The sequence below is a fragment of the Cohnella herbarum genome (assembly GCF_012849095.1).
Taxonomy (GTDB): Bacteria; Bacillota; Bacilli; order Paenibacillales; family Paenibacillaceae; genus Cohnella; species Cohnella herbarum.
In genome coordinates this window covers 4,285,479-4,311,449 of record NZ_CP051680.1, presented here as the reverse complement: position 1 = coordinate 4,311,449, position 25,971 = coordinate 4,285,479, and the positions used below count along the sequence as shown (strand labels likewise).

The following is a 25,971-nucleotide window of genomic DNA, read 5'->3' as shown; positions in this document are numbered from 1 at the left end:
TATTATTGGGGTTGATTTATTGAATTCCAAATTTCTTTATAATGCGGGCTGTGGATCAAGCCGATAATGTTTCCAAAAGGATCCACTACCGAAGCGGTAAGCCAGTCAACCCCGCGCTCGGTAAGGGGGTCATATTCCGAGGCCCCCAATTCGATCAGCTTTTCCAGCATACCGGGTACATCGTCTACATGCCAGTACAGGATGGCTCCTCCGGGTCCTGATAAGCTAGCTGCTTGGGGCGCGTATTTCTTATCGATGATGCCTAGCTCGTCTTGGGAATCGCCGATCCGATATTCGAGGTAAGCAAGGTTCTCGGGATCAGGACGTTGGAAGTAAGGCTCCACGCCCAAGAGCTTCGTATACCATTCTCTTGCAGCCTTGAGATCCTCTGCCCAGAAACTAACATTAGCCATACCGCGTAATTTTGGTGTGTTTGTCATTATTAACAAGCTCCTTTTTTTGTTGGGATGTTATTTCTCTATTGTAGGTGATGTTGTGAAAACCGTATTACAAAAATCCGCAGCCATATATAAACCTATCGGGCACTTGGATCCTGCCGGTTACGAGCGCCATATCAACTTCCAAACCTATCGGCCTCCTGTCGGTTTGGAACCTTTCATTGATCACTTCTGGATCGTAAGCTGGAATGGAATGACTCAACCCTATACTTCCGAGCAGGTCATGCATCGCCCCTATGTCGACGTGTACATTTCCGTACAGGAGTCGGGTATCCAATGCACCTACCGGGATAAAAGGGACTACCAGGCGAGAGACAACGGCAGAATTATCGGAGCTCGACTCTTACCGGGCGCGTTCCGCGCTTTCTGGAGCGGGTCGTTGGCAGGGTTGCACAATGAAACGATCGCTTTGCAGCAAGTGTTCTTCGAGGCGGATCAGCCATTCATTGAACATACGCTATCATTAGACGACGATGCTGCAGTCGGCGTTCTTGCCGATCTTATTCATGCCCGAAACCCGCAAGTCGACCCTAACATAGAGATTATAAATAAAATCATTGCCGCGATTGAAACCGATGGTTTACAGACCGTCAGCGCCGTTGCGGAGTGGTTAGGCAAGAGCGAACGGTGGCTTCAGCAGCTTTTTCAGGATTATGTCGGAATCGGAATCAAGTGGCAGCTTCAGAGGAATAAGCTGCTGGAGGCGGCGAAGTCCATTCGCGAATGCGACAAACCCAATTGGGCGGATATGGCCTATGATTTTGGGTATAGCAGTCAACAGCACTTCATTACGGACTTCAAACGCGTGCTTGGCAAAACTCCGTTGCAATACAAGAAAGAACTGGGATTTCAAGCTCAAGAATAAAAACGCAAAGTTATCTAACCGTTTCCAGTTTAGCGATCGCTTTCTGTAGTTGGGTAGCTCGACTCTTCGCGGTTGTTGCCTTCAACAGCGGCAGAAAGGCTGCATATTGACCGCTTTTGTCGAGTTGGTTGAAGGCTTGTTTAGCTTGTTCATTCTGCTCAAGAGCTGCAGCGAGATCTTGCGGAATCGTTGCGCTCGTTTGCGGTTCATAAGCTGCGTCCCATCTTCCATCCTCTCGCGCTAAGCGTATTCCGGCATATCCTGGAGCTTTCATCCGTCCGGTTGCCATGAGTTCCTCCGCTTTTTTCACGTTAACCATGGACCAAGGGCTCTTCGGCCGCCTCGGCGAATACCGCTGCAAGTAATACATCTGGTCGTAGGACTTCCGGTGACTATCGATCCAGCCATAACACAAGGCGACATCGAGCGCTTCCGGAATGGTGATCGACGTTGCGCCGGATCCCTTTTTGGCGATTCTAAGCCACGCTCCCTCTTGTCGATCGTAATGTTTCGCCAACCATGATTCCCACTCCTCAGGCGCGATAAAATCGATAAATTCCGATTGTGCAGCTGTTTCCATTTTGTAATTTCCCCTTTCAAATATTTCTTTTGTTATCTTCTTATTAATCTCAATATACCAATTAAGAAATAGCGCAGTATTACATAAAACCGCAGAGGTTCCCTTTTTGGAGTGGTATAATTAGGAAGGCGTTTGAAATCAAACTGAGGACAATAGGGAGAAGGAGTGGAATTTGATGAGTTTGAACGTGAAAAGCGAGCTGGCATTGCCCAGAAGTCATCCGGAAGCTCAAGGGATGTCCTCATCGGCCATTGTGGAATTTCTGGATGCGGTACGAGCGCAAGAGTTGGAGCTTCATAGCTTCATGTTGCTTAAAGAGGGTTCCGTCATTGCCGAAGGATGGTGGAAGCCTTATACCGCGGATCTGCCGCATCTCCTGTTCTCGCTTAGCAAAAGCTTTACATCTACCGCTATAGGTCTTGCCGTATCCGAAGGGATCTTGTCGTTGGACGATCAAGTCGTATCGTTCTTTCCGGACGAAACGCCGAGCGAAGGATCGCCGAATCTGCTCGCCATGCAAATTCGTCATTTGTTGATGATGGGCACGGGACACGCGCAAGATACGATGGAATCGCTGGGGAAGAGCGCAAACGGCAACTGGGCGGAGGGATTTCTGCAGCAGCCGGTCGAATACGCGCCGGGAACTCATTTCATCTATAACAGCGGAGCGACTTACATGCTTTCCGCCATTTTACATAAGGTCACCGGACAATCGTTGCTGGACTACTTGCAGCCGCGACTATTGACCCCGCTCGGAATATCGGGCGCAACTTGGGAAACATGCCCGCGCGGCATATCCGTAGGCGGCTGGGGACTGAGCGTCACTACGGAAAGCATCGCCAAATTCGGCCAGCTATATTTGCAAAAGGGGATGTGGAACGGGACTCGCATCCTCACCGAGGAATGGGTGGCGGAAGCGACGTCGAAGCAAATTTCGAACGGAGACAACGCGGAGAGCGACTGGAACCAGGGATACGGTTATCAATTCTGGCGCTGCCGGCACGAGGCTTACAGGGGGGACGGGGCGTTCGGACAATATTGCATCGTTATGCCGGAGCATAACGCCGTTATTGCGATCACGTCCGGATTGAATGACATGCAGGCGGTACTGAACGAAGTATGGACGCACCTACTTCCGGGCATGGGACCGGCTCCTCTGCCTGCTAACGCGGAGTCCGCCGCCGCATTAGCCGAGAGGTTAGGGCAGTTGAGCCTTCCGGCGCCGCAACTTGCTGTCTCGTCTCCAAGAGAAAACGAGTTTAACGGGCAATACCAACTGGAGGAAAATAGTCTTCGTTTGGAGACGTTTAGTATTGGCTTTGACGATAACGAAGCCACCTTCAAGATTAAAGATCACAATGGAGAGCATCCATTCCGATCCGGCCGGAGCGCGTGGATAGAACAATTGTCGCGTCTTAATGACGGTAAAGAACAGCAAATAGCGGCCAGCTTCTCTTGGAGAGATCCGGATACGCTGGAGCTAACCGTACGATACTTGGAGACGCCGTTCTGCTTTACGGTGGTTTGCCGGGTGGAAGAGGAACAAATCGCTCTCGAAAGTAAACCGAACGTCAACTTCGGTTCGAATGACCCGATAGAGATTAAAGGCGCTCGAGTGACTCAGTAGAATGCAGGGTAATGCAAGGAACCGCGTATCTTGGCGGTTCTTTTTTTGTGTTAGAGAAGATAGTAACTGAATTCGATTGCCCCTCGCCCGTTGTCGCAAATATAGATAAAGACTGACGGGCGCGATAGAGGAACTGGGTTCCGGTACGCCGGTAGTCAGCCCATTATCAGGAGGGAGGAGATCTGTGCTATCATCGTGTTATCGATACCGAAAGAGAGCGGATATGTGAAATGACGCAAACCGATCAACAGTTGTACCGTTTCAGCGAAGCGCCCATCTGGGAGTGGCAGCGGTCTTATTATGAAGAGCAAGGAATTAAAGCGTGGCAAAGGGACGAAGTTCCGCAGTATATCACGAGTAATCCGGTCATGGCCGAAGCCTACGCGGAGATGATTTTCGGGTTTCTTCAAGATAGAGCGACATTAGGAAACGATACCGAGCCGGTCACGATCGTTGAACTCGGAGCGGGATCGGGCCAATTCGCTTATCTTGTGCTTAAGGAACTATGCGACTTAATCGAATTCGCAGGCATTGCGGTCCCGCCTTTCCGTTATGTCATGAGCGATCTGGCCGTCTCCAATATGACATACTGGAAACAGCATCCGAGCTTGCTTCCGTTCGTGGAGCGGGGGGTATTGGACTTCGCGAAATTTGATGCCGTTAACGATACGGAGCTAATCTTGATACATTCGGGCATCACGATCCGGCCTGGGGACTTGAAGCAACCGTTGCTCGTTATTGCCAACTATTTTTTCGATAGCATTCCTCAAGATCTAATTTATGTGGAAGACGGTAAAGTCTACGATTGCAAAGTATCGCTCGATTTTCCGGACGGGATTGCCGGTCTGAGCGCATCCGAATTGCTGGAGAAGGCGACTCTTGAGTACCATTATCGCCGAGGAACCGATTTCGAACGAGCGACGTACCCCTACCGCAATGTAATCGCGTTCTATAGAGAGAAGCTGGAGGATTCCCATATTCTGTTTCCGGCCATAGGAATGGCTTGTTTAGAGCGGCTGGGTCGGCTATCCCTCCAAGGTTTTGTGCTCATTACGGCGGATAAAGGCGATAACCGGTTAGAGAACTGGGAGTTCGCGGAGCCGCCGAAGCTTATTGTTCATGGCAGCTTTTCTTTGACGGCAAACTATCATGCGATACAGACCCATTTCGAACGAAAGGGTGCGCATAGTTTCTTTACCTCGCATCATCATCACAACTTAAACATAGGCTGCATCCTGATGCTTGAGAACCCGATGAGTTATATCCAGACCCGTTTGGCCTATCGGCGGCGCATCGAGCGTTTTGGACCGGACGATTTTTTCAGCTTAAAACAATGGTTCGACGGACAGCTGGAGCAGATGGAGCTCCGGCAGATCCTCGCTCTCTGGCGGCTCGGCGGTTACGATTCCGAATGGTTTCTGCAAAGCGTCAAGCGGATCTCAAGTCTTCTACCGACCGGTATCGAAGCTGATATGGAAGATCTCCGCAGCGGAATCTATAGGATGTGGCAGGCCTATTATCCGATGGGGGAGAAGCATGACTTAGCATTAGATTGCGGCATGCTGCTGTACGAGATGGACTTATTCGAGGATGCATTGCCGTTCTTGGAACGTTCGCTGATGAATAACGGGCATAACGAGGATAACTTCGAGGGAGTATATCGCTTGTCTGTTTGTCATTATGAAGCAGGAAATGCTGTAGAGGCGCTAGCATATACTCGTAGAGCTCTGAAGATAGAGCCCGGGCATGAAGGGGCTTTGGCGCTACAAGACTTACTTGAAGGAGAGTAATTAATTAGCAAGGCGATCGCGGGATTCGAAAACATTCGGTATAATAGAAAGCGACACCTGTGTATGCGCTTACTTAAAAATTATCCTACTACTTTTCGAGGAGTGAGGACATGTCGGGCAATCGCGCTGTTGTGTACGTGGAACCGGGCAAGGTAGAAGTCAGCGATATTTCTTATCCGGAATTGATTCTGAGGGACGGACCGGGCGTTAATCCGTTAAACGTAGGACGCAAGTGCGAGCATGGAGTCATTCTGAAAGTCATCACGACGAACATTTGCGGCAGCGACCAGCATATGGTTCGCGGGCGGACAACGGCACCTAGCGGACTCGTGCTCGGACATGAGATTACGGGAGAAGTCATCGAAGTCGGCCGCGACGTCGAGTATATTAAGAAAGGCGATCTCGTTTCCGTGCCGTTCAATATCGCTTGCGGACGTTGCCGAAATTGCAAAGAACGCAATACGCATGTGTGCGAGAACGTCAATCCGGATCGGGCGGGCTCCGCTTACGGCTACGTCGATATGGGCGGTTGGGTCGGCGGACAATCCGAATACGTAATGGTTCCTTATGCGGATTTCCAATTGCTGAAGTTCCCGGACAAGGAAAAGGCGATGGAGAAAATCCTGGATTTGACGATGCTATCCGATATATTCCCCACGGGTTTCCACGGCGCGTTCAGCGCGGGCGTTAAGCCTGGCTCCACCGTATACGTCGCCGGAGCGGGACCGGTCGGGCTCGCGGCCGCTCACTCCGCGCAATTGCTCGGAGCGGCCGTCGTCATCGTCGGCGATTTGAACGCGGAGCGTCTCGCCCAAGCGCGCAGCTTCGGCTGCGAGACGGTTAATCTGCGGGAGCACCCGAATCTCGGGGAACAGATTGATCAAATTCTCGGCGAGCCCGAAGTGGATTGCGCGGTCGATTGCGTCGGTTTCGAAGCGCACGGGCACGGAAACGCGCACGGCGAAGCGCCGGCGACTGTGCTGAATTCGATCATGGAAGTGACGAGGGCGGGCGGTCGTCTCGGCATTCCCGGTCTGTACGTGACGGGAGATCCGGGCGCGGTGGACGAGGATGCGAAGATCGGTACGCTCAAGATCCGCCTCGGTCTCGGTTGGGCTAAGGCGCACACGTTCGTTACGGGCCAGACGCCGGTCATGCAGTATAACCGCTACTTAATGACTTCCATCCTGAACGGCCGCGCGCAGATCGCTAAAGCCGTGAACGCCACTAAGATTTCGCTCGATCAGGCGCCGGCGGCTTATGCCGAGTTCGATCGCGGCGCTTCGAAGAAGTTCGTTATCGATCCTCACGGATCCGTGAAGTAACCGGGATATGGGATTGACGAGGATGAGTGCTGCATAAACCCGTGTATAGCCGAGCAGAACCAGGGAAATCTCCTGGCAGCTGTTCGGTTTTCTTTATTTATTTTCCGTCGGAATCGTTAATTGTGTGAAAATGTTAATCCTGCAAGCGCTTAAAGTTGTGATATATTTTTACAGTATCCAAAAAATGCGTTGGTGATAAGCCGAACCATCTTCAGGAGGTTGTTATGCTTCATAGAAGCAAGCAAGTTCGCGGGCGACTGCTCATCCCGCTCTTTACGCTGCTCCTGCTTTGCATGTCATTGCCGGTAGCCGCCGCCGCGGAAGAGAATACGGAAACTGCGGCTCATGACGTAACCATTAAGATTAACGGAATAAAAGCAAAGCTGGCCGACACGGTACGGATGCGGGATGACCGACTGTTCCTGCCGATTGCGAACCTAGCCGTCGCGTTAAACGCGAGGAGCGAGTGGGATAACGACAATGAAGCCGTCACGATCCACACCGTCAATAAGGACAAAATCGTTCTGAGCAACGGAGTGCCGGTTGTTTACTTCAACGACAATCGTTATCGAATGGATGTCGCGCCGTTCGTAGCGGGTGGCAGAATCTATATTCCTCTACGCCACGTCGCCGAATTGCTGCATGCCACGGTGAAGTGGGATCCCGAGGCCCAACTCGTTGAACTAGATGCGGTGAAACCGGCTGTCGTAACGGAAAGCTACGGCTTAACGGAGATCGGCAAGGAATTCGGAGTTAGCAAGTCCACGCTTGTTAAGCGTAACGGACTGAAGAGCGCCGACGAGATCAAGGCGGGTGATTCACTGAAAATTATCATCCCTTCCGTTCTTCAGAACGAAGCCGAGCCGTATACGGAGAAAGACTACATGCTCTTAGCCAAACTCACGCAAGTCGAGTCCGGATACGAGACTTACGAGGGTCAACTGGCCGTAGCCAATGTCGTTCTTAACAGGGTTAAGGATTCGCGGTTCCCAAACACGATTCGCGATGTCATTTATTCCGGTAAACAGTTCCCCGTCGCGCACAACGGCTTGCTGGATAAGAGCGTGCCGAATGCAAGCGTGCTTCGCGCCGCTAAAGATGCTTTAAACGGCAAGAACAACGTTAAGGATGCCGTTTATTTCTATGATCCAAGCGTGTCCTCGGGACCGTTCTGGTCGGGTCTTGATACGATCGCGACATTCGGTACGCATAGATTCGCGAAATAGTTATTATCGAGTTGACAGTGACGAATCGCAACACCATAATTAATAGATAAAGTACGGGGAAGCACCCCATCGAAGCCAAACACTTCTAGTGTAGCTTAGATGGGGTGCTATTCGTTTAGCGATGGGGAGAGAATGTAATGGACAAGGAGAAGAAAGCCGCGGATAGGATTAAGGAACAGTCGGTTACCTACGAGATGTATGCGGCGATGCCGGATGACGGTCATAGATATGAGATTTTCGATGGAAAGTTGGAGATGATGTCTCCAGGTGCTACGGCATCTCATCAAACGATAAGCGGGACGTTGTTTTTTATGTTAATGCAGAGTTGCAAGTCGGACTATTTGATTTTCCATCCGCCATTTGATGTGATTCTGAGCAAGACGAATGTATTGCAGCCCGATATGATGATGATCCACCGCAGTCGTCTTCATCTCGTAACCGAACGGGGAATCGAAGGGGCGCCGGATATGGTCGTAGAGATTATCTCTCCAGGTTCAAGAAAGAAAGATAGGGGAGTCAAGATGGAGACATACGCCAAATTTGGCGTTCAAGAGTATTGGGTGATCGATTCGGATACGAGGACGTTGGAGCAGTTTCAACTCGTTGAAGAGAACTATGAGTTGATCCAGTTATTCGATGGAGACGATCGGGTGATCTCGGACAAGCTCCCGTGCGTATCGTTTGAAGTCAGCGAGATTTTTGCTGAGGTTATGAGGGGACAGTAAGTGATTTCGGATTAGATAGTCCATATACCCCATAAGTATCAAATTAGAGAATCAGGTAATGATTCATCAATTGATTCTTAACCTGATTCTTGTTAAGATAATGTTATTCCAATAGAGCGGAGCGATATCAATGAGCGAAAAGAAACAATTAACGGTTCGTCTGCCCGCACTCGTTGTCGACTATTTAGCCGAAAAGGCTTCGGCGGAAAATAAAACGATGAACGATGTAATGATTGAAGTCACCGAACAATATATGAATGCGGATCAAAGCGAGAAGCTGATTCGGGAAATCGCGGTCGTTCGCGAGAGAGCTAAGGGAGTAAGCGGCGTTCAACCGGATTCCGTGGAAGATATTAGACAATTGCGGGAAGGTGAAAGGTGAGCAGGGTCATTTTGGATGCCAGTATATGGGTTAAAATATTAACCGAGGAACCCGGTACGGATTCGGCGCAGGAATTGGTCGTTCGCTTGCTTAGAGAGAAGAAAGAAATCGTCGCTCCGGCAATCATGAAGCTGGAGGTCGGGAGCGTCCTGAGGAAGAAGTGGCGTAGAAAGCTATTGGATTTCGAGACGCTTCAAGAATTATGGAACAAATTCAATTTGCTACCGATAACCTATGTGGATCTTGCGATGCTGAACGATTCCGCTTGGAAAATCGCCGATCAAAACGGGCTTGTCCATTTATACGATGCGATCTATCTTGCGCTCTGCGACGGTATCGAATTTTGGACGGCGGATGAACGTCTCGTTAACTCCGTTAAAGAATCCGGTCTGTATATTCGCCTGTTAGGCGAAAAGTAGAGTAAACTGTATAGGTTGTTCTTAATAATAGAAACGTAATCGAAGGCGAGGATATATCATCATGTTAGAGCTGCCGAATTGTCCGAGATGCGAATCGGAATATACCTACGAAGACGGAAGTCTGCTCATCTGTCCGGAGTGCGCGCATGAGTGGACTTTGGAATCGGATACGGACAAAGCCGACCAGAGCAAAGTATTCAAAGACGCCAATGGAAATGTCTTGAACGATGGAGATTCCGTTACCGTTATCAAAGACTTGAAAGTAAAAGGAAGCTCTTTGGTCGTAAAAATAGGCACTAAGGTGAAAAACATTCGTCTGGTTGACGGCGATCACGATATCGATTGCAAGATCGACGGATTCGGAGAGATGAAGCTAAAATCCGAATTCGTGAAAAAAATCTGATGGAAAACAAGCGAGGGATATTTTCTAACGGATGTGACAGACGCTACTTAGATGAAAACAAGCGTTTTAAAACTCTAACGGAACTGGACGCCTCTATGTATGCCCAAATAGCATGTTTTCACTGGAAAACACTTAAATAAGAGCGCTCATTTCCGTTAAATTTTGAAAAGTAGCATTTTGAGCAGAATAACGGCTGTGGCTTCCTTTAGCCGGAAGCTTTATACGTCAAGCGCTGATTAAGCAACATGCTCATGGTTCACTACGCACACCACGGCACAACGACAACTTACATATTCTTTACTTCTCTTTTGAGCCAGGTTCAACTATAATGCTAGAAGAGATTGTTGCTTGACCGACCAATTAAATCATTTACAGCCTGTAGGTGCCTTAGACGCTCGCGCGTTTAAGGTTAAAAGGGAAGCCGGTGCGAATCCGGCGCGGTCCCGCCACTGTGTATCGGGGATAACCTCGCAAGACCACTGTTCCGCAAGGGATGGGAAGGAGAGGGAGTCATCTAACCCGTAAGTCAGGAAACCTGCCTACTCGGCTTCGCCAACGAACTCCTTCGCGGAAAAGGATCGGCCGAATCAGGACATTTATAGATTGTTTTCCATCACTACTAATCTTCCTGATCTGCTACCCTCGTTTCCTTACGGAGACGGGGGTTTTCTCGTTGTATGGCACCGCCGGTAAAGAAATTTGATCGTTCAAGCCCTACTCTACATATTTTTCGAGGGGATGTTGGGCAATGAAACGTTTATGGTTATTAGCGCTTACGTTAGTGTTGGCAGTCGCGCTTGCGGGATGCGGCAACGGAAATAATAATGAGGCGGCTAGCCCGGTCGTTAGCGAGAGCGCTAGCCCGAGCGCAAGCTCTTCCGCTCCGGCGAGCGAAACGCCGGCTCCGGAAGTTGCGGACAAGAAAACCGCGTACCCGCTCACGATTAAGGATCCTACGGGAACGGAATTCACTTTCGACAAGGCTCCCGAGAAGATCGTCTCGACTTCCGTATCGGAGACCGAAATTCTGTACGCGCTTGGCCTTGGAGATAAGGTCGTAGGCGTATCGGATTACGACAACTATCCGCCGGAAGTGCTCGATAAGCCTAAGGTTGGCGGCGTATCCGAACCGAACGTGGAAGCGATTATGGCATTGGAGCCGGACTTGGTCATTACCGGAATTTCCATTAAGGACACGGCCGTCGAGAAATTCCGTTCGCTTGGTCTGAAGCTAGTGAAAACAGAGCCTAAGACGGTAGAAGACGTTCTCGGCAACATTACGTTGTTCGGACAAATTACCGATAAGCAAGCAGAGGCTGAAGCTCTCGTCGCGCAGATGAGAGAAGATATTCGCAAAGTAACCGAAGCGGCCGCCACGATCAAACCGGAAGAGAAGAAGAAAGTATTCATCGAGTTCTCGCCGGGTTGGACGGTCGGTAAAGGCGAATTCATGGACGAACTGATTACGCTGGCCGGAGGCATCAACATCGCTGCCGATCTGCCGGGCTGGAATCCGATCAACGAAGAGAAGATCATCGCGGACAATCCGGACGTGATCATCTACACGTTGAACATCACGGACGATAAGAGCGGCAAGAAGCTGGAAGATCTAATCCAAGGGCGCAGCGGCTGGGACAAAATCAAGGCGATCGCGGATAAGAGATTGGTCGGCTTGGAAGGAGACATTCTGTCGCGACCTGGACCGCGCATTACGGAAGCGTTGAAGCAGCTTTCGGAAGGCATCTATCCGGGATTGGTGAAGAGTGAGTAGGAAGATCGTCATCTGGGGAGGAGCGGGGTTGGCGCTCCTCCTTCTTTCCGTTGTCGTAAGTCTGTCGATGGGAACGGCCAGATTGCCCGTGGGTCAGGTTTGGGGCATCTTGTGGCATCAACTTCCCGTTGTCGGGGATTGGGTGACGCCGGATTGGCCGGTGTCCGCGGAGCAAATCATTGCGAAAGTTCGGCTGCCTCGCGTCCTGCTAGCCATTCTCATCGGAGCTTGTCTTTCACTCGCCGGCGCGGGATTTCAAGGCGTGTTGCGCAATCCGCTTGCCGACCCGTATACCCTTGGCGTAGCGTCGGGATCGGCTGTTGGCGCAGCGTTCATTATTCTATTCGGCTTGCAACTCGCTCTTCTAGGCAAATGGACGATTCCGATCGTGGCTTTCGCCACGGGGATGATCAGCCTATTCGTCGTTCTTCGATTAGCGATTATCAACGGTAAGTTTCAGCTAGAGACGCTTATTCTGTCCGGCGTCGTCGTGCAGGCTTTTCTGGGCTCGATGGTGAGCTTCATGGTGAGCTTATCCGATCAAGTCATCAACGAAATCGTATTCTGGATGATGGGAAGCCTTTCGCTGCGGGGATGGGCCTTCACGGGGATGCTATTGCCTTATTTAATCTTAGGATTCGTGGTGCTCTTGTCTTATGGGAGAGCATTGAATCTATTCGCTCTAGGCGAACGGCAAGCGGAGCATCTAGGCGTCAACGTCGTCAGAACACGGCTAATCGTGCTTACCGTATCTACGCTTATTACGGCAGCGGCCGTATCCGTGGCCGGAACGGTCGGGTTCGTGGGACTCGTCGTTCCTCATCTGGTCCGGTTAATGGTCGGTCCCGATTATCGTATATTGCTTCCGGTTACGGCGATCTTCGGAGGAATCTACCTGTTATGGGCGGATACTTTAGCCCGTATGTTGCTTAGCCCGACGGAAATTCCCCTTGGCGTCGTTACGGCTTTCCTCGGCGCGCCGTTCTTCGCGTATTTGCTCCGCAAAAACAAGAAACGAATGGGGGCGTAGAGATCTATGTTACAGGTCGAACATCTCTCGAAATCCTATGACGAGGCCAACATCTTGGCGGATATCGGCTTTTCCGTCCGCAGAGGAGAATTTTTCGGCATTCTGGGTCCCAACGGGAGCGGGAAGTCAACGCTGCTTAAGATGATATCCGGCGTGGAGAAGATGAGTTCCGGACAAATCCGTATCGACGGCAAAGACTTAGGCGACTATTCGCGCAAGGAACTATCCCGATCTCTTGCCGTACTGCAGCAGGAGTCGCTTCCTTCGGTGAACTTCACGGTGAAGGAAGTCGTGGAGATGGGGAGATATCCTTATCAGAACTGGCTCGGCGAAGAGAAGGGCGATCATGAGGCCATCATTAATTCGATTCTAAACAAGCTTAAGCTGGTCGAATTGCAAGATCGGTCGCTGCAATATTTAAGCGGCGGAGAAAGGCAGCGCGTGGCGCTCGGCAAGGTCATGGCCCAGCAACCGAAGCTGCTGCTGTTAGACGAACCGACGACTTACCTGGATATCGGATATCAGATTCAGATCATGGATCTGGTGAAGGCGTGGCAGAACGAGGAGCGATTGACGGTCGTCGCGGTCCTGCACGATCTTAACCTAGCTTCCATCTATTGCGATCGGTTGCTGATGATCCATAAGGGAGAAGCGGTCTGTCTCGGGACTCCGGAGGAGATCATGCGCAGCGAGCTGATCAAGCAAGTGTACGGAACCACTCCTATCGTTGTCGAACATCCGATCCATAAGCTGCCGCAAATTATGCTACAGCAAGGCGGAACATTCGGAGAATGAAGAAGGTGGTTCCTATTAATTCACGAGAGGCGGGGGTAATCATGGATAAACCGAGTAAAGAACGAGGGCTGACGTTGGTCTATACGGGGGATGGGAAAGGGAAAACGACGGCCGCGATGGGCTTGGCGGTTCGCGGCGTCGGCAGGGGATTTAACGTGCTGATATTACAGTTTATTAAATCTCCTCAGCGAACCTATGGCGAGAAAATCGTATTCGATAAGCTCGGCATCGAGATTCATCAGCTCGGTATCGGATTCACGTGGTTGAAGACGCCGGAAGAACACCGCGAAGCGCTCAGGACGGCATGGGCTTATGCTAAGGAACGCATCTCGAAAGGCGAGCATCAATTGATCATTCTCGATGAGATCAACAATGCGCTGGCGATCAGTACGTTCCCGATCGACGACGTATTGCCGCTTAGCGAAGTTCTCGACGTCATTCGTAATCGCCCTCAAGGCATGCATCTGGTGCTGACGGGGCGGAACGCGCAGCCGGAAGTGGTGGAGATCGCCGATCTCGTTACGGAGATGAAGCCCGTGAAGCACTATTACGAAGAAGGCGTATCGGCCGTAATGGGAATCGAAATGTGAGATGGGGTTGGGAAAATGAGAATCGCGTCGTTATGCCCGAGCAATACGGAGCTGCTCGCCTTCATGGGGCTAACCTCATCGATCGTCGGCGTGGATAAGTACTCCGATTGGCCGCCGGCCATAGGAGCATTGCCGAGATTGGGATCGGATATGGATATCGATATTGAGGCGCTCGAGGCGCTTAAACCGGATCTGATTGTTGCCTCGCTTACCGTTCCGGGGATGGAGAAAAATATTGAACGCTTGAAGGATAGGAACCTGCCTTATATCATCCTGAATCCCAAGAGCTTGGAGGATATCGCGAACAACATGCTAGTCGTCGGCGAAGCGACGAATACGCTTAAGCAAGCGACGGCGGCCGCGAGCAAATACCGACAAGTATTGGAGCAGTATGCGGAATTGAGCCGGAAAGTTGGTCATAAGCCGTCGCTGTACTGGGAATGGTGGCCGAAGCCTGTATTTACGCCGGGAGGCGGCAACTGGTTGACGGAGATCAGCGAGCTCGCCGGAGCCCGGAACGTATTCGCGGACGATCCCCGGGCAAGCGTGAAGACGGAGCCCGAGGATGTGTTAAGCCGGATTCCCGACTATATCTTGCTGGCGTGGGTGGGCGTTAAAGCGCAACAAGTGAAGCCTGAATCGGTGAAGAAACGAGAGGGTTGGTCGCGGTTGGACGCCGTTCAACAGGGCCGGATCCACGTCATGGAAGAACCGTTGTATTGTCGGCCATCGCCGAGACTTATCGTCGGGTTGCAGAAGCTTGCGGCTTTCTTGCACCCGGATGTGTACCCCGCGTATGATCCGGTAGAGAGCGAGATGTGGTTTAGCTGAGCGATTATTTTTCGTTTGCAAGAGGCCTATGTCGTTGCGCATAGGCCTCTTCGACATGTTTTCCGTGACGAGGATTCTAAGATTTACTGAAAAAAGCAATGGCAAATTGGCGAAAATGTATGGCGGCTTGAGATAAGTAATGTTTTTTGTTCCATGCGATCCCGAACGTTCGCTGACAGAGCGGTTCGGTTATTTTCAATTGAACGGTGTCCGGGCTAGAAGCTCTTCTGCCTAAGGTGAGGGGGAGGGTGAAGGTGATGCCTAACCCCATCTCGACCAACGTTTGGATGGCGCTGACTTCCTCAAGCTCGAAAGCGATATGGGGTTCAAAACCGGCTTGCCGGCAAAACTCGTCCGTTATTTTCCGGAAATTAGAATGAGATGACAAAGAGATAAAGGGTTCATGGGCCGCTTCTATTAAAGAGATGCTTTCCCTTGAAGCAAAGCGGTGCCCTTTCGGCACGGTCAAGCACAATTCCTCTTCCACCAAGGTTAGCCATTCGATATCCGGCCCGGTAACCGGGGTAGTAGAGATGCAAAAATCGATTTCGGCGTTCTCCAGATCGGCTCTCATTTGGAAAGCAGAACCCAATTGACGCTGTACGACTCGCACATGAGGATATTCGGTCAGAAAATCTTTGAGGAGGGTGGGCAGCACATACGGTAGAGTCATCGATATCGATACGATTCCATGATCGAGTCCGGCCATATCCGTAACCTCGCGCTCTCCCTCTTCAAGCTCCAGGAAAGCTCGTTCTACCCGGCGGAGATAGGTTTTGCCGAATGCGTTTAATTTGACATGCCTGCCTTGGCGCTCGAATAAGGGGATACCCAATTTCCTTTCTAAGCGTTGGATCGAATTACTAAGCGAAGGCTGCGATACGTTTAATTCCTTGGCAGCTTTCGTGATGTGCTCTGAGCGCGCAACCGCTTGGAAATATTTGAGTTGAAGAAATTCCATGTAGGGGACCTCGCTTCATTCATAGCTTTCATGTGATGATTACATCATCAAATATGTATTATATTTTATAAAAGTTCAATCTTATAATTGTTCAACATACAGACGATTTGAATGGAGAGAGAATGTGTGTTGAATAGAGAGAGAATCTGGACGAAAGATTTTATCGTGGTTTGTATGAGCAGCTTCTTCATGTTTCTTAATTTCTATATTCTTGCGACGGCCTTTCCGTTGTACGTGAAGGATAGCATGAACGGGAACGAACAGCAGATGGGACTGTCTATTTCCATTTACGTCATCGGGAGCGTACTGCTGAGGCTTTTCTCGGGACGATGGATCGATCGATTCGGTAAAAAGAAAATGGCCGTTATTGGGATGGTTGTGTTTCTAATCGCATGCGTAGGTTATTTCGGTACCCCTGGAATTGTTCTATTCCTAGTCATTCGCTTTATCCACGGAATGAGTTACGCTCTAGCCTCGACGGCCATGAGCACCGTAGCCGTCTCGTTGGTTCCTAAGTCGCGCCAAGGAGAAGGAGTCGGCTACTTCACGATGTTCATGAGCATTGCGATGGCCGTCGGCCCGGCCTTTGGCCTCTACTTATGGAAAGACAAGGATATCGATCTCCTGTTGATCTCGGTATGCGCGATTGCCGCGGTGTCCCTGTTTTTTACGATCGGAATACGCTTGCCCGGGCAAGAGGAACGAAACCGTACGGAAACGAACGGGAAAGGAAAGCCCGTGCAGGAAAAACAACGCTTGAGATGGAGCGACTTTATTGAACCTAAGGCGTTGCCGATCTCTTTGGTAGGCTTTTGCCTTGCCTTCTCTTATAGCTCTTTATCCGGATTTATCGCTTCTTTTACCGTAGAGATCCATCATTCTCAAGTCACGGGTTATTTCTTCGTTGCATTTACGCTAATGATCGTCCTATTCCGCCCCGTTATCGGTAAGGTGCTTGATCAATATACGGAGCATCTGTTGGCCTACCCGGGAATAGCATTATTCGCCGCCGGGATGCTCTTGTTGAGCCAAGCACATTCCGAAGCGATAGTACTCGCGGCCGGAGTCATCATGGGTATCGGTTACGGGGCTCTCTTGCCTTGTTTCCAGACGTTAGCGATGAAGCTTGCCCCCGAGCATCGGAGGGGAAGCGCGGCAGCGACTTTTTTTCTTTTGTTTGACTTAGGTTACGGTTCTGGCTCTTACTTCATGGGAATGATCGCCGGCTTAACGGATTACCGCACGATGTATGTATTCGCAGGGTTCATTACTTTAATTTCCGTTGCCGTATACTATTTCTTGTATCATCTTCCTGGCGCTAAACGGCGCGTTTCCGCAGCTTAATGACAAAACCGCCTCTACGTGGGGCGGTTTTGTCGGAAGTCGGGAAGTATTAAGTTCATGTTCAAGCAGGATTCAAGCTGGATTCACAGGCTAGATGAATAAGCTAGATTCACAGGCCTAGATGCACGAGCTAGATGCACAAGCTAGATGCACGAGCAAGATGGCAAGCCTCAGCATCTAAGTGTAAAAAGTACATCTAGATGATGTGTATTTCTTTCGATGAGAATTCTAAGTGTAAAAAATACATCTAATTCGGGTACCTTGGCCGATCTAAGCAGATCATCCGCTAACTAATTGCACATTTTACACTTAGACTAGAAAGCTGGCGAGTACCGAGACATCTAATTGCACATTTTACACTTAGATTGGAAAGCTGCCGAGTGCCGGAACAACTAAGTGACTTTTTACACGTAGTGCCTGATGGGAGGGGGTTATATAGGTATTCTATAGGCCCTCTCTCCCATACAGCGAGTCGATCAATCATTGCTCGGAACCGTCAGGGATACCGAGACCGGGTGTTTTTGTCATTCTTGTCATACAGAATTCAGCTTATCTACATTGAGAAAGGGATTCCGACGTATTTACTAATGATTCAGAAGCTTTTCAGTTCTTGGTGCTAGAATAGACAGGCTCGCCAGAGATTTCAACGAGTTTCGGAGTGATCGTCTGCTTGCGAGGCTCGGTATGGTTTACGATGGAATCCACGATCATTTGCGCCGCGATAGTACCCATCTCGAACGGAGACTGATCGATGTACGCGATCGGAGACACGCAGTCCGGGTACAGCAATGGCTGGTCGCAGCAGATAATGTCGATATGCTCGAGGTTCAGCTTCACGCAAGCTTTGCCGATGTATTGCGCTAGCAAAGCGTCTACGGTCGCGATCGCATCGAGATTACGGTTGTTTTCCAAGAAAGCTATCATCTCCGATGGAATGCCCTCGTTATTCGACTGATCCAGAATATCGGTGGAAATCGATAAAATCCTCTCGAGAGAAAGAGGTTCCAGTCCTTTCTGAAGGAGGGCGTTTTGGAATCCGTTCACCCGGTCGCTGACTCCGATCGTATACAAGGGAGGATAGGTGACGAGCGCTATATTTTTCGCCTCGCGTTTGTGCAAGTAATCGACCATCAACATCCCGATTTCCTTCGTGTTGCAGTATACGCCGTTCGTGCGGATATCCCGCATCGTTCTTTCTACAAGTACGACAGGGTGCTTGTTCAACACCAACCGGACGATGTCGTCATTGAAATGCTGCTCTCCTTGACTGGCCACGATAATCATTCCGTCGACGGGAATGTTCAGGAAGTCGTGGATCGCCTTCGATTCTTCCTCTCGGTTCGAGATCCGTTTGTATACGAAATGATAAGAAAGCTGAGTAAGAGCAGCTTCGACCCCCGAGATTAGAAGGGAAGAGTAATAGGATTCCATCCAAGGCATGATGAAACCGATCAATTTTTTGTTTGGCTGCGGTTTAGGAGCGAATATCGGCGTTACGGTTTCCTGTTGCGGAGGATGATCGTTTCTATCCGTGACGAACGTACCTTTACCGCGGTGCCGGTAGAGATATCCATCGTTGACGAGTCCGAGCATGGCGTGTTTAGCCGTTATGCGGCTGACTTGAAATTGGTCGGCTATTTCTCGTTCCGGGGGAATTTGATAATGCGGCGGCCAAGTTCCTTTGTCTATTTGGTTCATAATATAGTCTTGGATTTGCGAATATAAGGGTTTCTTCGTGCTCATCTTTAAGATTCACTCCGAGTCGTTATTCTAATGAAAAACATGCTTAATCCTTCGATTCGGTTAAAGTATATAACATTATTATCAATGTATCAACATTGGTCTAAATTGAGCAATCTTTATGAAAATCATGAAAGACTGGCCATGTATTGACATGCCCAATATACAATGATACTCTCTGTTGCGAGCGCTTTCATCTCGCTGAGCGGGCTAAGAGATCATTATTTTCCTAAATTGGATATATCGATAAGCGCTGGACAAAAATGTCGCACGTCTTTGTTTTGGGTATAGTTATAATATTAGATCCAATATAATAAAGTTATACCATTTAAGATATTGACATAACCAATAAAGTGGTGTTAATCTAACGGTGCAAACGCTTACCGATCTAACTCAACGATTTATTTTACCGATTTATCGCTTTTGAAATTGGATATATCTTTTGTTGGAGGTTGTAACCATGAGCGGAAAATTCGTTGATCTATCGTTAGACATCTATCATGCGGCGCCTACGTTCGCTCTCGATCCGAAATGCGCCGTTATCGTCCATCATACGGTCGACAGCATGGGATATAACATTTCCCAGCTTGTGATGAGCACGCATCAGGGAACGCATCTGGACGCGCCGTTTCACTTCTTGGACGAGGGGAAGACGGTCGATCAGCTGGATCTGAACAAATGCATCGGTGAGGCGTTGCTCGTCGACTTGTCCCATAAGAAGCCGAAGGAACCGTTAACCGTGGAAGATTTCGCTCACGTGGCGGATCGGATCGGCGAAGGAACGAGATTGATTTATCGGACGGACTGGCACAAGCAATATCCGCAAAAACATTATTTTTCCGATTTCCCTTATATGACGATCGAATTGGCCGAATGGCTGGCGGAGCGCCGAATCGCAATGATCGGCATGGACGCGCCGACGCCGAATCCGACCGACTTCGATCCGGTCCACAAAATATTGCTGAAAGCGGAAATCGTAATCGTGGAGGGCTTGGCGAATTTAGGCGACGTCGGAACGGACGAATTTTTCTTCATGGCGGCCCCCTTGCGAATCAAGGGACGAGACGGATCCCCGGTCAGGGCGCTGGCGATGTTGAAATCATAAGCAGGAGGGCAACATGAGCAATTATTTAGTAGCGGTTACGGATTCCGGATTTCCCGACTTGGAGCAAGAGAAACGCATATTGAAGCCGCTAGGCTTTACGTTCGCCACGGGGCAATGCAAAACGGCGGAGGAAGTCGCCGAGTTGTGCCGCGACGCGGACGCGGTGCTCACGCAATGGGCTCCGGTAACGGCGGAAGCGATCGAGAAGTTTACGAAATGCAAAGTCATCGTCAGATACGGCATCGGAGTCGACAATGTAGATCTTGAAGCGGCGAAGCGCCGCGATATTCCCGTCGTTAACGTTCCCGACTATGCGGTTCAGGAAGTGGCGGACCATACCCTTTCGCTGATGCTGGCCATCGTTAGGAAAATTCCGCAGGTCGTGCAGCGCGTGCGAGATGGAATATGGGAAATATCGCCTTGCCGGCCGATCATCGGTTTGCAGGAGAAAACGATCGGCGTAGCCGGATTCGGCAATATCGCGAAAGCGGTTCTGCATCGGGCGCAGGCTTTCGGCATGAAAGCGATCGGGTACGACCCGTTCGTGAACGAAGAAGCGTTCGCGCGGCTTGGCGTGGAGAAGGTGGATTGGGATACGTTGTTATCGCGCAGCGACATCTTGACGGTTCACATGCCGCTGACGAAAGAGACGAAACACGTTTTCAACGAAAATGCCTTTAAGACTATGAAATCGACGAGTTTCCTCGTTAACACGTCCAGAGGCGGAACGATCGACACGGAGGCGCTGATTAACGCATTGCGGAACGGAGAAATTGCAGGAGCGGCGCTGGACGTATTGGAACAAGAACCGATCGCGCCGGACAGTCCGCTGCTGAAGATGGATAACTCCATCGTAACGAGCCATTGCGCGTGGTATTCCGAAAGCTCGCTTCTGCGCTTGCAGGAGTACGCCGCGCTGGAAATCAAGAGATTGTTCAGCGGGGAACCGCTGCTGCACGTCGTGAACGGAGTAGGCAAGTAGACGTTCGGGTTGCGAACGATGGACTGGGGGATTGTTGCAACGATGAAAGCATTGGTATATCAGGGTCCAAAGCAGTTGTCTCTCGAAGAGCACGCCATTCCGGAACCGAAACCCGGGGAAGCTATTCTTCGCGTCGTGGCCGTTGGCATATGCGGCAGCGAGTTGGAAGGATATTTGGGGCATAGCAGTATCAGGAAAGCGCCTCTCGTTATGGGGCACGAATTTTGCGGAGTGATCGATAAGTTGGGCGACGACGTCGGCGATTTCGGGGTCGGAGACAAAGTTATCGTAAATCCGCTCATCTCCTGCGGCGCTTGCGATCGTTGCCGGATCGGCAAAGGAAACATTTGCCGCAATCGTCAGATCGTCGGCATTCATCGTCCGGGAGCATTCGCCGAGTGCGTCGCCGTTCCCGCGAGCAATATGTACCGGGTACCGACGGAGATGGATGCCAATCTGGCTTCGCTAGCGGAACCGCTTGCGGTATGCATTCATGCGGTAAAGCTAGGCTTGGGCCCCTATGAGGATCTCATGATCTACGGCGCTGGTCCGATTGGATTGCTGACGTTGCAGGCAGCGTTGACGATGGGAGCGCATCGCGTTCTGGTCATCGACAGACAGCAGGACCGATTGGGTTTCGCTAAAGGGTTAGGGGCGGAGGTCGCGACGCCGGAACAAGCGGAAGAAGCGCACGCAAGTTTGTTCGGAGCTCGCGGAGTCGATACGATCATCGATTGCGTCGGCGTACAGTCCACTCGCGAGCAAGCGATCCGCAACGTCAATCCGGGCGGGACGATCGTCTCCGTAGGTCTGGGTCAAGATCAATCGTTACTTTCCATGAACCATGTCGTTCGTCAGGAAATCACGATCGTCGGCTCTTATACGTATTCGGATGACGACTTCGAACAGGCGGTCAATCTGCTTTCTCAAGGTAAAATCACGAGAGAGCAGTGGTCGACGACTTGCAGCTTGACGGAAGCGATAGACAATTTCGAAGCGTTAACCGACGGGAGCGCCAAATTCAGCAAGATTATCATCAATCCATCCGAAGGAGAGCGTTAGTATGAGCAGATTAGCGGGAAAGACGGCTATCGTCACCGGTAGCACGCGGGGAATCGGCAGAGGTATCGCCGAACGCTTCGGAAGGGAAGGCGCGAACGTCGTCGTCTCCGGAACGAATGCGGCGCTGTGCGAGGAAGTGGCTGCATCGATCCGCAAGGAAGGCGGCTCCGCGATCGGTATTGCTTGTAATATTGCCGATTTGGATCAGATTAATCATCTGTACGATAAGACGCTCGAAACGTACGGCGAGATCAACATCGTCGTGAACAACGCCGGAATTGCCATATTTAAACCGTTCGTCGAGGTTGAACCGGAAACCGTACGGAAAATATGGGACGTGAATTTGTTCGGCACTTTCTTCAGCGGCCAGCGTGCGGCCAAGGAGATGATTCGTCAAGGAAAAGGCGGCAAAATCATCAATATGTCGTCTATCTCCGAAGAGGTCGGTACGGCGCACTTGACCCAATACGCCATGACTAAGGGCGGAATCAAAATTATGACCAAGTGCATGGCTCTCGAGCTGGCGGAGCACGGCATTAACGTAAACGCGATCGGCGCCGGCGTCATCGACACCGATATCAGCATGGAGGAATTCGCTAAACCGGGAATGAGGGAAGAAACGGTCAAGAGAATTCCTTGGGGCCGCATGGGAGCCCCCGAAGATCTGGCGGGCACGGCGGTATTCCTCGCGCACGAAGATTCGGATTATATTACCGGAACGACGGTATACGTCGATGGAGGATTGCTCGCGATGTAAGCGGGCGATCTTCCGTAGGAGAATCGCCGGTCCGTTGATTGATCATATAACATTCCGCTTTATCAAAAACAGGGAGGTCATTTCTCAGATGAATTTCAAATTCCGTACGATGCTATTATCCTTATCCATCGTAAGCGTAGCAGCGCTTACCGCTTGCGGCGGCAACGACGCCAACAATGCCGGCAACGGCGGCGCATCCGGCTCCGCCAGTCCGGTTGCAACCGAGGGCGCGGCTCCGGGCAAGAAAGTCACGATTTCGCATGCGGTTGGAGGAGACAGCCCTAGCCGGGACAAATGGATGAATGCGATCGGCGACGCGGTCGGAACCGAACTCGACATTCAGGTGTTGCCGCTTGAGCAGATGGAGCAAATCTATAAAGTAAAGGCCGGCACGAACGATCTTCCGGATTTGATCAGCTATCACCCGGGCGCAAGAACGAGAGACGATCTTCAGGCGAAAGACAAGCTTATGGATTTGTCCGATATGCCGATCGTTCAAGAAATATTGGAAGACATCAAGCAGTATTACGTGGAACCGGACGGCAAAGTATACGGCGTTCCGGGTCAGGCGCTGAAGTTCGGCGGCATCGCGTATAATAAAAAAGCGTTCGCCGATGCGGGTGTCAGCATCCCGCAAACGTTGGACGAGTTGTTCGCCGCCAGCGAGAAGCTGAAAGCGGCCGGCAAAATTCCGTTCTACTTGTCGGCGAAAGATTCGTGGACGCTGCAAATTCCGGGACTCGCGGCATTCTCGTACGACCAGTTGCAAAGCCCGGGCATCTTGGACAATATCAATGCGAATAAAGCGACGTTCAAGGACGCGAAGAACTTCATCGAAGCATTCGATACGATGAAGAAGATGGTCGACCAAGGTTACGTGAACACCGATTATTTGTCGGCGACTTACGCGAACGGCCAGCAAGCGATTGCCGAAGGCAAAGCGGCCATGTATCCGGTGCTGACAAGCATCTACAGCTCTATTTTGGATACGTATCCGGACAAAATCAACGACCTGGGCTTCTTCCCGTGGCCGGTTGCCGGCGATAAAACGGTTACCGTATGGCCTCCAATGATCTACGGAATTCCGCAATCGAGCAAAAATGCCGACGCGGTCAAGAAATATATTGAATACTTCGCGTCTTCCGAAGGTCAGAAGATCTACTTCGAAACGTTGCCGGCCGCCGGCGTTCCGGCTTACAAAGGTATCGAGCTGGATGAGTCGAAGCTGCTGGATCCGATAAAAGAAATGATCGGCGTGACCAAGACGGCGAAGCAATTCGCTACGGTAGACTTCAGCGTCGTTGCCAACATGGGCGCGTTCGGTCAGACGGTACAAGAAATATTGATGGGTCAGAAGACGGGAGCGGACCTCGCGGCGGAACTGTCCGATATCCTGGCGAAAAACGCGAAAGCAAAAGGCGCCCCGGGTTTCTGATGGATGGAGCATAACGGATATTGGAGTCCCGCAAGGGGCTCCAATATCGGATAGGGGAGATTATATTGCATAAACTCGAACGCAAAACATACTCGATTAGCTTCGTTATTCCCTGGCTGCTCATCTACGGCATTTTTTTCGTTTTGCCAACGCTGTTCAGCTTTTACTACGCGTTTACCGACTGGAATTTGACATCCGCGAAGTTTTCCGGATTCAGCAACTTTGTCGAAATGTTCCAAAATCCGGTGTTTTCTACGGCGTTGACCAATACGGCTATCTTTACGATCATGTCGATCATCTTGAAAGTCGTCATTTCCCTTGCGCTGGCCATGGCGCTTTATCATTGCATCGCCAGCAACTTTTTCAGAACGATTTTTTTCTCCCCTTACGTGCTTAGCTATATCGCGATCGGCGTGCTGTTCACCGCGGTCATGCATCCGGAAATCGGCGTACTGAATAAGGCATTGCGCGCAATAGGCTTGGATTTTTTGGCGCTTAATTGGCTAATCGACAAAGGACAGGTTATCTATTCCCTTGTTTTCATCGACGTCTGGAAATCCGCCGGCTTCCACCTGGCGATCTTTATCGCGGCGCTTCAGACGATCCCTTCCGATATGATGGAATCGGCCTCCATAGACGGAGCCGGGCCGTGGAAGAAATTCCGCTATATTACGTTTCCGATGCTTGCGTCCGCGTTTAACGCCAACATCATTTTCGCGCTTATCGTCGGTTTGACGAAATTCGATCTCGTTTACGTCACGACGGGCGGAGGACCGGGTTATTATTCGGAAGTGTTAAAAACATTAGTCTACAAACAATTCGCCATGGGCCGTTACGGACTGGCTACCGCGGGCGAGTTGATCATATTCGTAATCGTCATCACGTTGACGGTCACGTTAAGGAAATTCCTCGATAAGCGGGAGGTAGAAGTTTAATGAAGAAACGTTCCCTTCCGATCGGGCAAATCGTCCTCATCATTGCGTTATCCGCATTGAGCTTGCTGATTCTCGTTCCTTTTTATCTCATCTTCGTGAATTCTTTAAAGTCGCCCGCCGAAGCCAGCGAATTGGGAATCGCGTTTCCCTCGAAGCTGGAGTGGGGCAACTATTCGAAAGTATTTGAAGTCGCGAACCTGCCGCTGGCTTTTACGAACAGCGCCGTGTTGACCTTCTCAAGCGTCGCGATCATCCTGATTACGGCCGCGATGGCGGCGTTCGTGATGCAGCGAAGAAAAGACGGGCTAAGCTCGACATTGAGCGTGCTGGTCATGCTGGGGCTCGTCGTTCCTCCCGCCATCGTACCGCTCTATAAGGTGCTAAGCTTTTTTCATCTGAATGGAACGCTACTCGGCGTCGTCCTGATCAACGTGGCGACCCGTTCGCCGCTTAGCGTTTTTTTGGCCCATCAATTCCTCAAAAGCATAAGCAAAGAGATCGACGAAGCCGCGATTATCGACGGATGCGGCAAGTATAGATTGTTTTTCAGAATCGTCCTCCCGTTAATGGGGCCGATTATCGTCACTCTTTTCATCTTTAACTCGACATTCGTCTGGAACGACTTTATGTACGTGCTGTATTTCTTGTCCAGCGGCAAGCAAATGACTCTGCCTCTGACGATGTACTTGTTTACCGGGCAATACGGATCGATGTGGAATCTCGTATTCGCCAATATTCTCATCATTTCGGCTCCGCTGCTCCTTATTTATTTTATTGCGCAGCGCTTCATTATTGCCGGCATGACGGCTGGCGCCATTAAAGGTTAACATCAT

The 25,971-nt window shown here is 50.6% G+C and carries 26 protein-coding genes and 1 riboswitch; of the genes, 22 read left to right on the top strand and 4 right to left on the bottom strand.

Translation table 11 applies throughout. The annotated features are described in order from the left end of the window. Positions 1 to 2 precede the first annotated feature (2 nt). A complete protein-coding gene (locus tag HH215_RS18380; protein ID WP_169281229.1) occupies positions 3 to 440 on the bottom strand; it encodes a VOC family protein in 438 nt (145 codons plus the stop codon). A 55-nt stretch (positions 441 to 495) separates the two neighbouring features. Here HH215_RS18380 and HH215_RS18375 point away from each other — a divergent pair, with 55 nt between their 5' ends. Continuing rightward, a complete protein-coding gene (locus HH215_RS18375; protein WP_254450144.1) occupies positions 496 to 1,323 on the top strand; it encodes a helix-turn-helix domain-containing protein in 828 nt (275 codons plus the stop codon). Positions 1,324 to 1,333: 10 nt separating this feature from the next. Here the strand turns inward: HH215_RS18375 and HH215_RS18370 are convergent, their stop codons facing one another. Next, positions 1,334 to 1,903, bottom strand: coding sequence for a YdeI/OmpD-associated family protein (locus tag HH215_RS18370; RefSeq protein WP_169281228.1), 570 nt, complete (start codon positions 1,901 to 1,903; stop codon positions 1,334 to 1,336). Between the two features lie 175 nt (positions 1,904 to 2,078). Here HH215_RS18370 and HH215_RS18365 point away from each other — a divergent pair, with 175 nt between their 5' ends. The 13 genes from HH215_RS18365 to HH215_RS18305 all read left to right on the top strand — a co-directional run bounded on the left by HH215_RS18365 (position 2,079) and on the right by HH215_RS18305 (position 14,817). After that, the gene (locus HH215_RS18365) at positions 2,079 to 3,530 is read left to right on the top strand and encodes a serine hydrolase domain-containing protein (RefSeq protein WP_169281227.1); all 1,452 of its coding nucleotides are present in this window, start codon (positions 2,079 to 2,081) and stop codon (positions 3,528 to 3,530) included. 230 nt (positions 3,531 to 3,760) lie between these two features. After that, a complete protein-coding gene (locus HH215_RS18360) occupies positions 3,761 to 5,320 on the top strand; it encodes a tetratricopeptide repeat protein (protein WP_169281226.1) in 1,560 nt (519 codons plus the stop codon). Positions 5,321 to 5,430: 110 nt separating this feature from the next. Next, positions 5,431 to 6,645, top strand: coding sequence for a formaldehyde dehydrogenase, glutathione-independent (gene fdhA, locus HH215_RS18355; RefSeq protein ID WP_169281225.1), 1,215 nt, complete (start codon positions 5,431 to 5,433; stop codon positions 6,643 to 6,645). Between the two features lie 224 nt (positions 6,646 to 6,869). After that, entirely contained in the window at positions 6,870 to 7,871 is a 1,002-nt protein-coding gene (locus HH215_RS18350) for a cell wall hydrolase (protein ID WP_169281224.1), read from the top strand. Positions 7,872 to 8,008: 137 nt separating this feature from the next. After that, the gene (locus HH215_RS18345; protein WP_169281223.1) at positions 8,009 to 8,596 is read left to right on the top strand and encodes a Uma2 family endonuclease; all 588 of its coding nucleotides are present in this window, start codon (positions 8,009 to 8,011) and stop codon (positions 8,594 to 8,596) included. Positions 8,597 to 8,726: 130 nt separating this feature from the next. Further along, positions 8,727 to 8,978, top strand: a complete 252-nt coding sequence (locus tag HH215_RS18340) for a hypothetical protein (RefSeq protein WP_169281222.1) — start codon at positions 8,727 to 8,729, stop codon at positions 8,976 to 8,978. Continuing rightward, entirely contained in the window at positions 8,975 to 9,397 is a 423-nt protein-coding gene (locus HH215_RS18335; RefSeq protein WP_169281221.1) for a type II toxin-antitoxin system VapC family toxin, read from the top strand. The genes HH215_RS18340 and HH215_RS18335 overlap by 4 nt, the downstream gene beginning before the upstream one ends. A gap of 61 nt (positions 9,398 to 9,458) precedes the next feature. Next, on the top strand, positions 9,459 to 9,800 hold the full coding sequence (locus tag HH215_RS18330) for a zinc ribbon domain-containing protein YjdM (RefSeq protein WP_169281220.1): 342 nt from the start codon (positions 9,459 to 9,461) through the stop codon (positions 9,798 to 9,800). A 363-nt stretch (positions 9,801 to 10,163) separates the two neighbouring features. After that, positions 10,164 to 10,357, top strand: a riboswitch (cobalamin riboswitch). Between the two features lie 191 nt (positions 10,358 to 10,548). Further along, positions 10,549 to 11,571 (top strand): ABC transporter substrate-binding protein, encoded by a 1,023-nt coding sequence (locus HH215_RS18325; protein ID WP_169281219.1) that lies wholly within the window; start codon positions 10,549 to 10,551, stop codon positions 11,569 to 11,571. Continuing rightward, positions 11,564 to 12,601, top strand: a complete 1,038-nt coding sequence (locus tag HH215_RS18320; protein WP_169281218.1) for a FecCD family ABC transporter permease — start codon at positions 11,564 to 11,566, stop codon at positions 12,599 to 12,601. The genes HH215_RS18325 and HH215_RS18320 overlap by 8 nt, the downstream gene beginning before the upstream one ends. Before the next feature lie 6 nt (positions 12,602 to 12,607). Continuing rightward, positions 12,608 to 13,396: a heme ABC transporter ATP-binding protein gene (locus HH215_RS18315; protein WP_169281217.1), complete on the top strand. Its 789-nt coding sequence runs from the start codon at positions 12,608 to 12,610 to the stop codon at positions 13,394 to 13,396. Next, positions 13,393 to 13,986, top strand: coding sequence for a cob(I)yrinic acid a,c-diamide adenosyltransferase (gene cobO / locus HH215_RS18310; protein ID WP_169281216.1), 594 nt, complete (start codon positions 13,393 to 13,395; stop codon positions 13,984 to 13,986). The genes HH215_RS18315 and cobO overlap by 4 nt, the downstream gene beginning before the upstream one ends. Before the next feature lie 15 nt (positions 13,987 to 14,001). Next, the gene (locus HH215_RS18305; protein WP_169281215.1) at positions 14,002 to 14,817 is read left to right on the top strand and encodes an ABC transporter substrate-binding protein; all 816 of its coding nucleotides are present in this window, start codon (positions 14,002 to 14,004) and stop codon (positions 14,815 to 14,817) included. Between the two features lie 76 nt (positions 14,818 to 14,893). On the opposite strand, the gene HH215_RS18300 is transcribed toward HH215_RS18305, so the two are convergent. After that, entirely contained in the window at positions 14,894 to 15,778 is an 885-nt protein-coding gene (locus HH215_RS18300; protein ID WP_169281214.1) for a LysR family transcriptional regulator, read from the bottom strand. Between the two features lie 129 nt (positions 15,779 to 15,907). Here HH215_RS18300 and HH215_RS18295 point away from each other — a divergent pair, with 129 nt between their 5' ends. Continuing rightward, positions 15,908 to 17,122, top strand: a complete 1,215-nt coding sequence (locus HH215_RS18295; protein WP_169281213.1) for an MFS transporter — start codon at positions 15,908 to 15,910, stop codon at positions 17,120 to 17,122. Between the two features lie 603 nt (positions 17,123 to 17,725). Here HH215_RS18295 and HH215_RS18290 read toward each other — a convergent pair. After that, the gene (locus HH215_RS18290) at positions 17,726 to 18,865 is read right to left on the bottom strand and encodes a GntR family transcriptional regulator (protein ID WP_169281212.1); all 1,140 of its coding nucleotides are present in this window, start codon (positions 18,863 to 18,865) and stop codon (positions 17,726 to 17,728) included. A 457-nt stretch (positions 18,866 to 19,322) separates the two neighbouring features. On the opposite strand from HH215_RS18290, the gene HH215_RS18285 reads away from it, so the two are divergent. The 7 genes from HH215_RS18285 to HH215_RS18255 all read left to right on the top strand — a co-directional run bounded on the left by HH215_RS18285 (position 19,323) and on the right by HH215_RS18255 (position 25,965). Next, positions 19,323 to 19,967 (top strand): cyclase family protein, encoded by a 645-nt coding sequence (locus tag HH215_RS18285; protein WP_169281211.1) that lies wholly within the window; start codon positions 19,323 to 19,325, stop codon positions 19,965 to 19,967. A gap of 13 nt (positions 19,968 to 19,980) precedes the next feature. Next, positions 19,981 to 20,949: a C-terminal binding protein gene (locus HH215_RS18280; RefSeq protein ID WP_169281210.1), complete on the top strand. Its 969-nt coding sequence runs from the start codon at positions 19,981 to 19,983 to the stop codon at positions 20,947 to 20,949. Positions 20,950 to 20,991: 42 nt separating this feature from the next. After that, entirely contained in the window at positions 20,992 to 22,011 is a 1,020-nt protein-coding gene (locus HH215_RS18275; protein ID WP_169281209.1) for a zinc-dependent alcohol dehydrogenase, read from the top strand. A 1-nt stretch (position 22,012) separates the two neighbouring features. After that, positions 22,013 to 22,768 (top strand): SDR family NAD(P)-dependent oxidoreductase, encoded by a 756-nt coding sequence (locus tag HH215_RS18270; protein ID WP_169281208.1) that lies wholly within the window; start codon positions 22,013 to 22,015, stop codon positions 22,766 to 22,768. Positions 22,769 to 22,856: 88 nt separating this feature from the next. Then, entirely contained in the window at positions 22,857 to 24,203 is a 1,347-nt protein-coding gene (locus HH215_RS18265; protein WP_169281207.1) for an ABC transporter substrate-binding protein, read from the top strand. A gap of 65 nt (positions 24,204 to 24,268) precedes the next feature. Continuing rightward, a complete protein-coding gene (locus HH215_RS18260; protein ID WP_169281206.1) occupies positions 24,269 to 25,138 on the top strand; it encodes a carbohydrate ABC transporter permease in 870 nt (289 codons plus the stop codon). Further along, a complete protein-coding gene (locus tag HH215_RS18255; protein WP_169281205.1) occupies positions 25,138 to 25,965 on the top strand; it encodes a carbohydrate ABC transporter permease in 828 nt (275 codons plus the stop codon). Before HH215_RS18260 ends, HH215_RS18255 begins: the two co-directional genes overlap by 1 nt. Positions 25,966 to 25,971 lie beyond the last annotated feature (6 nt).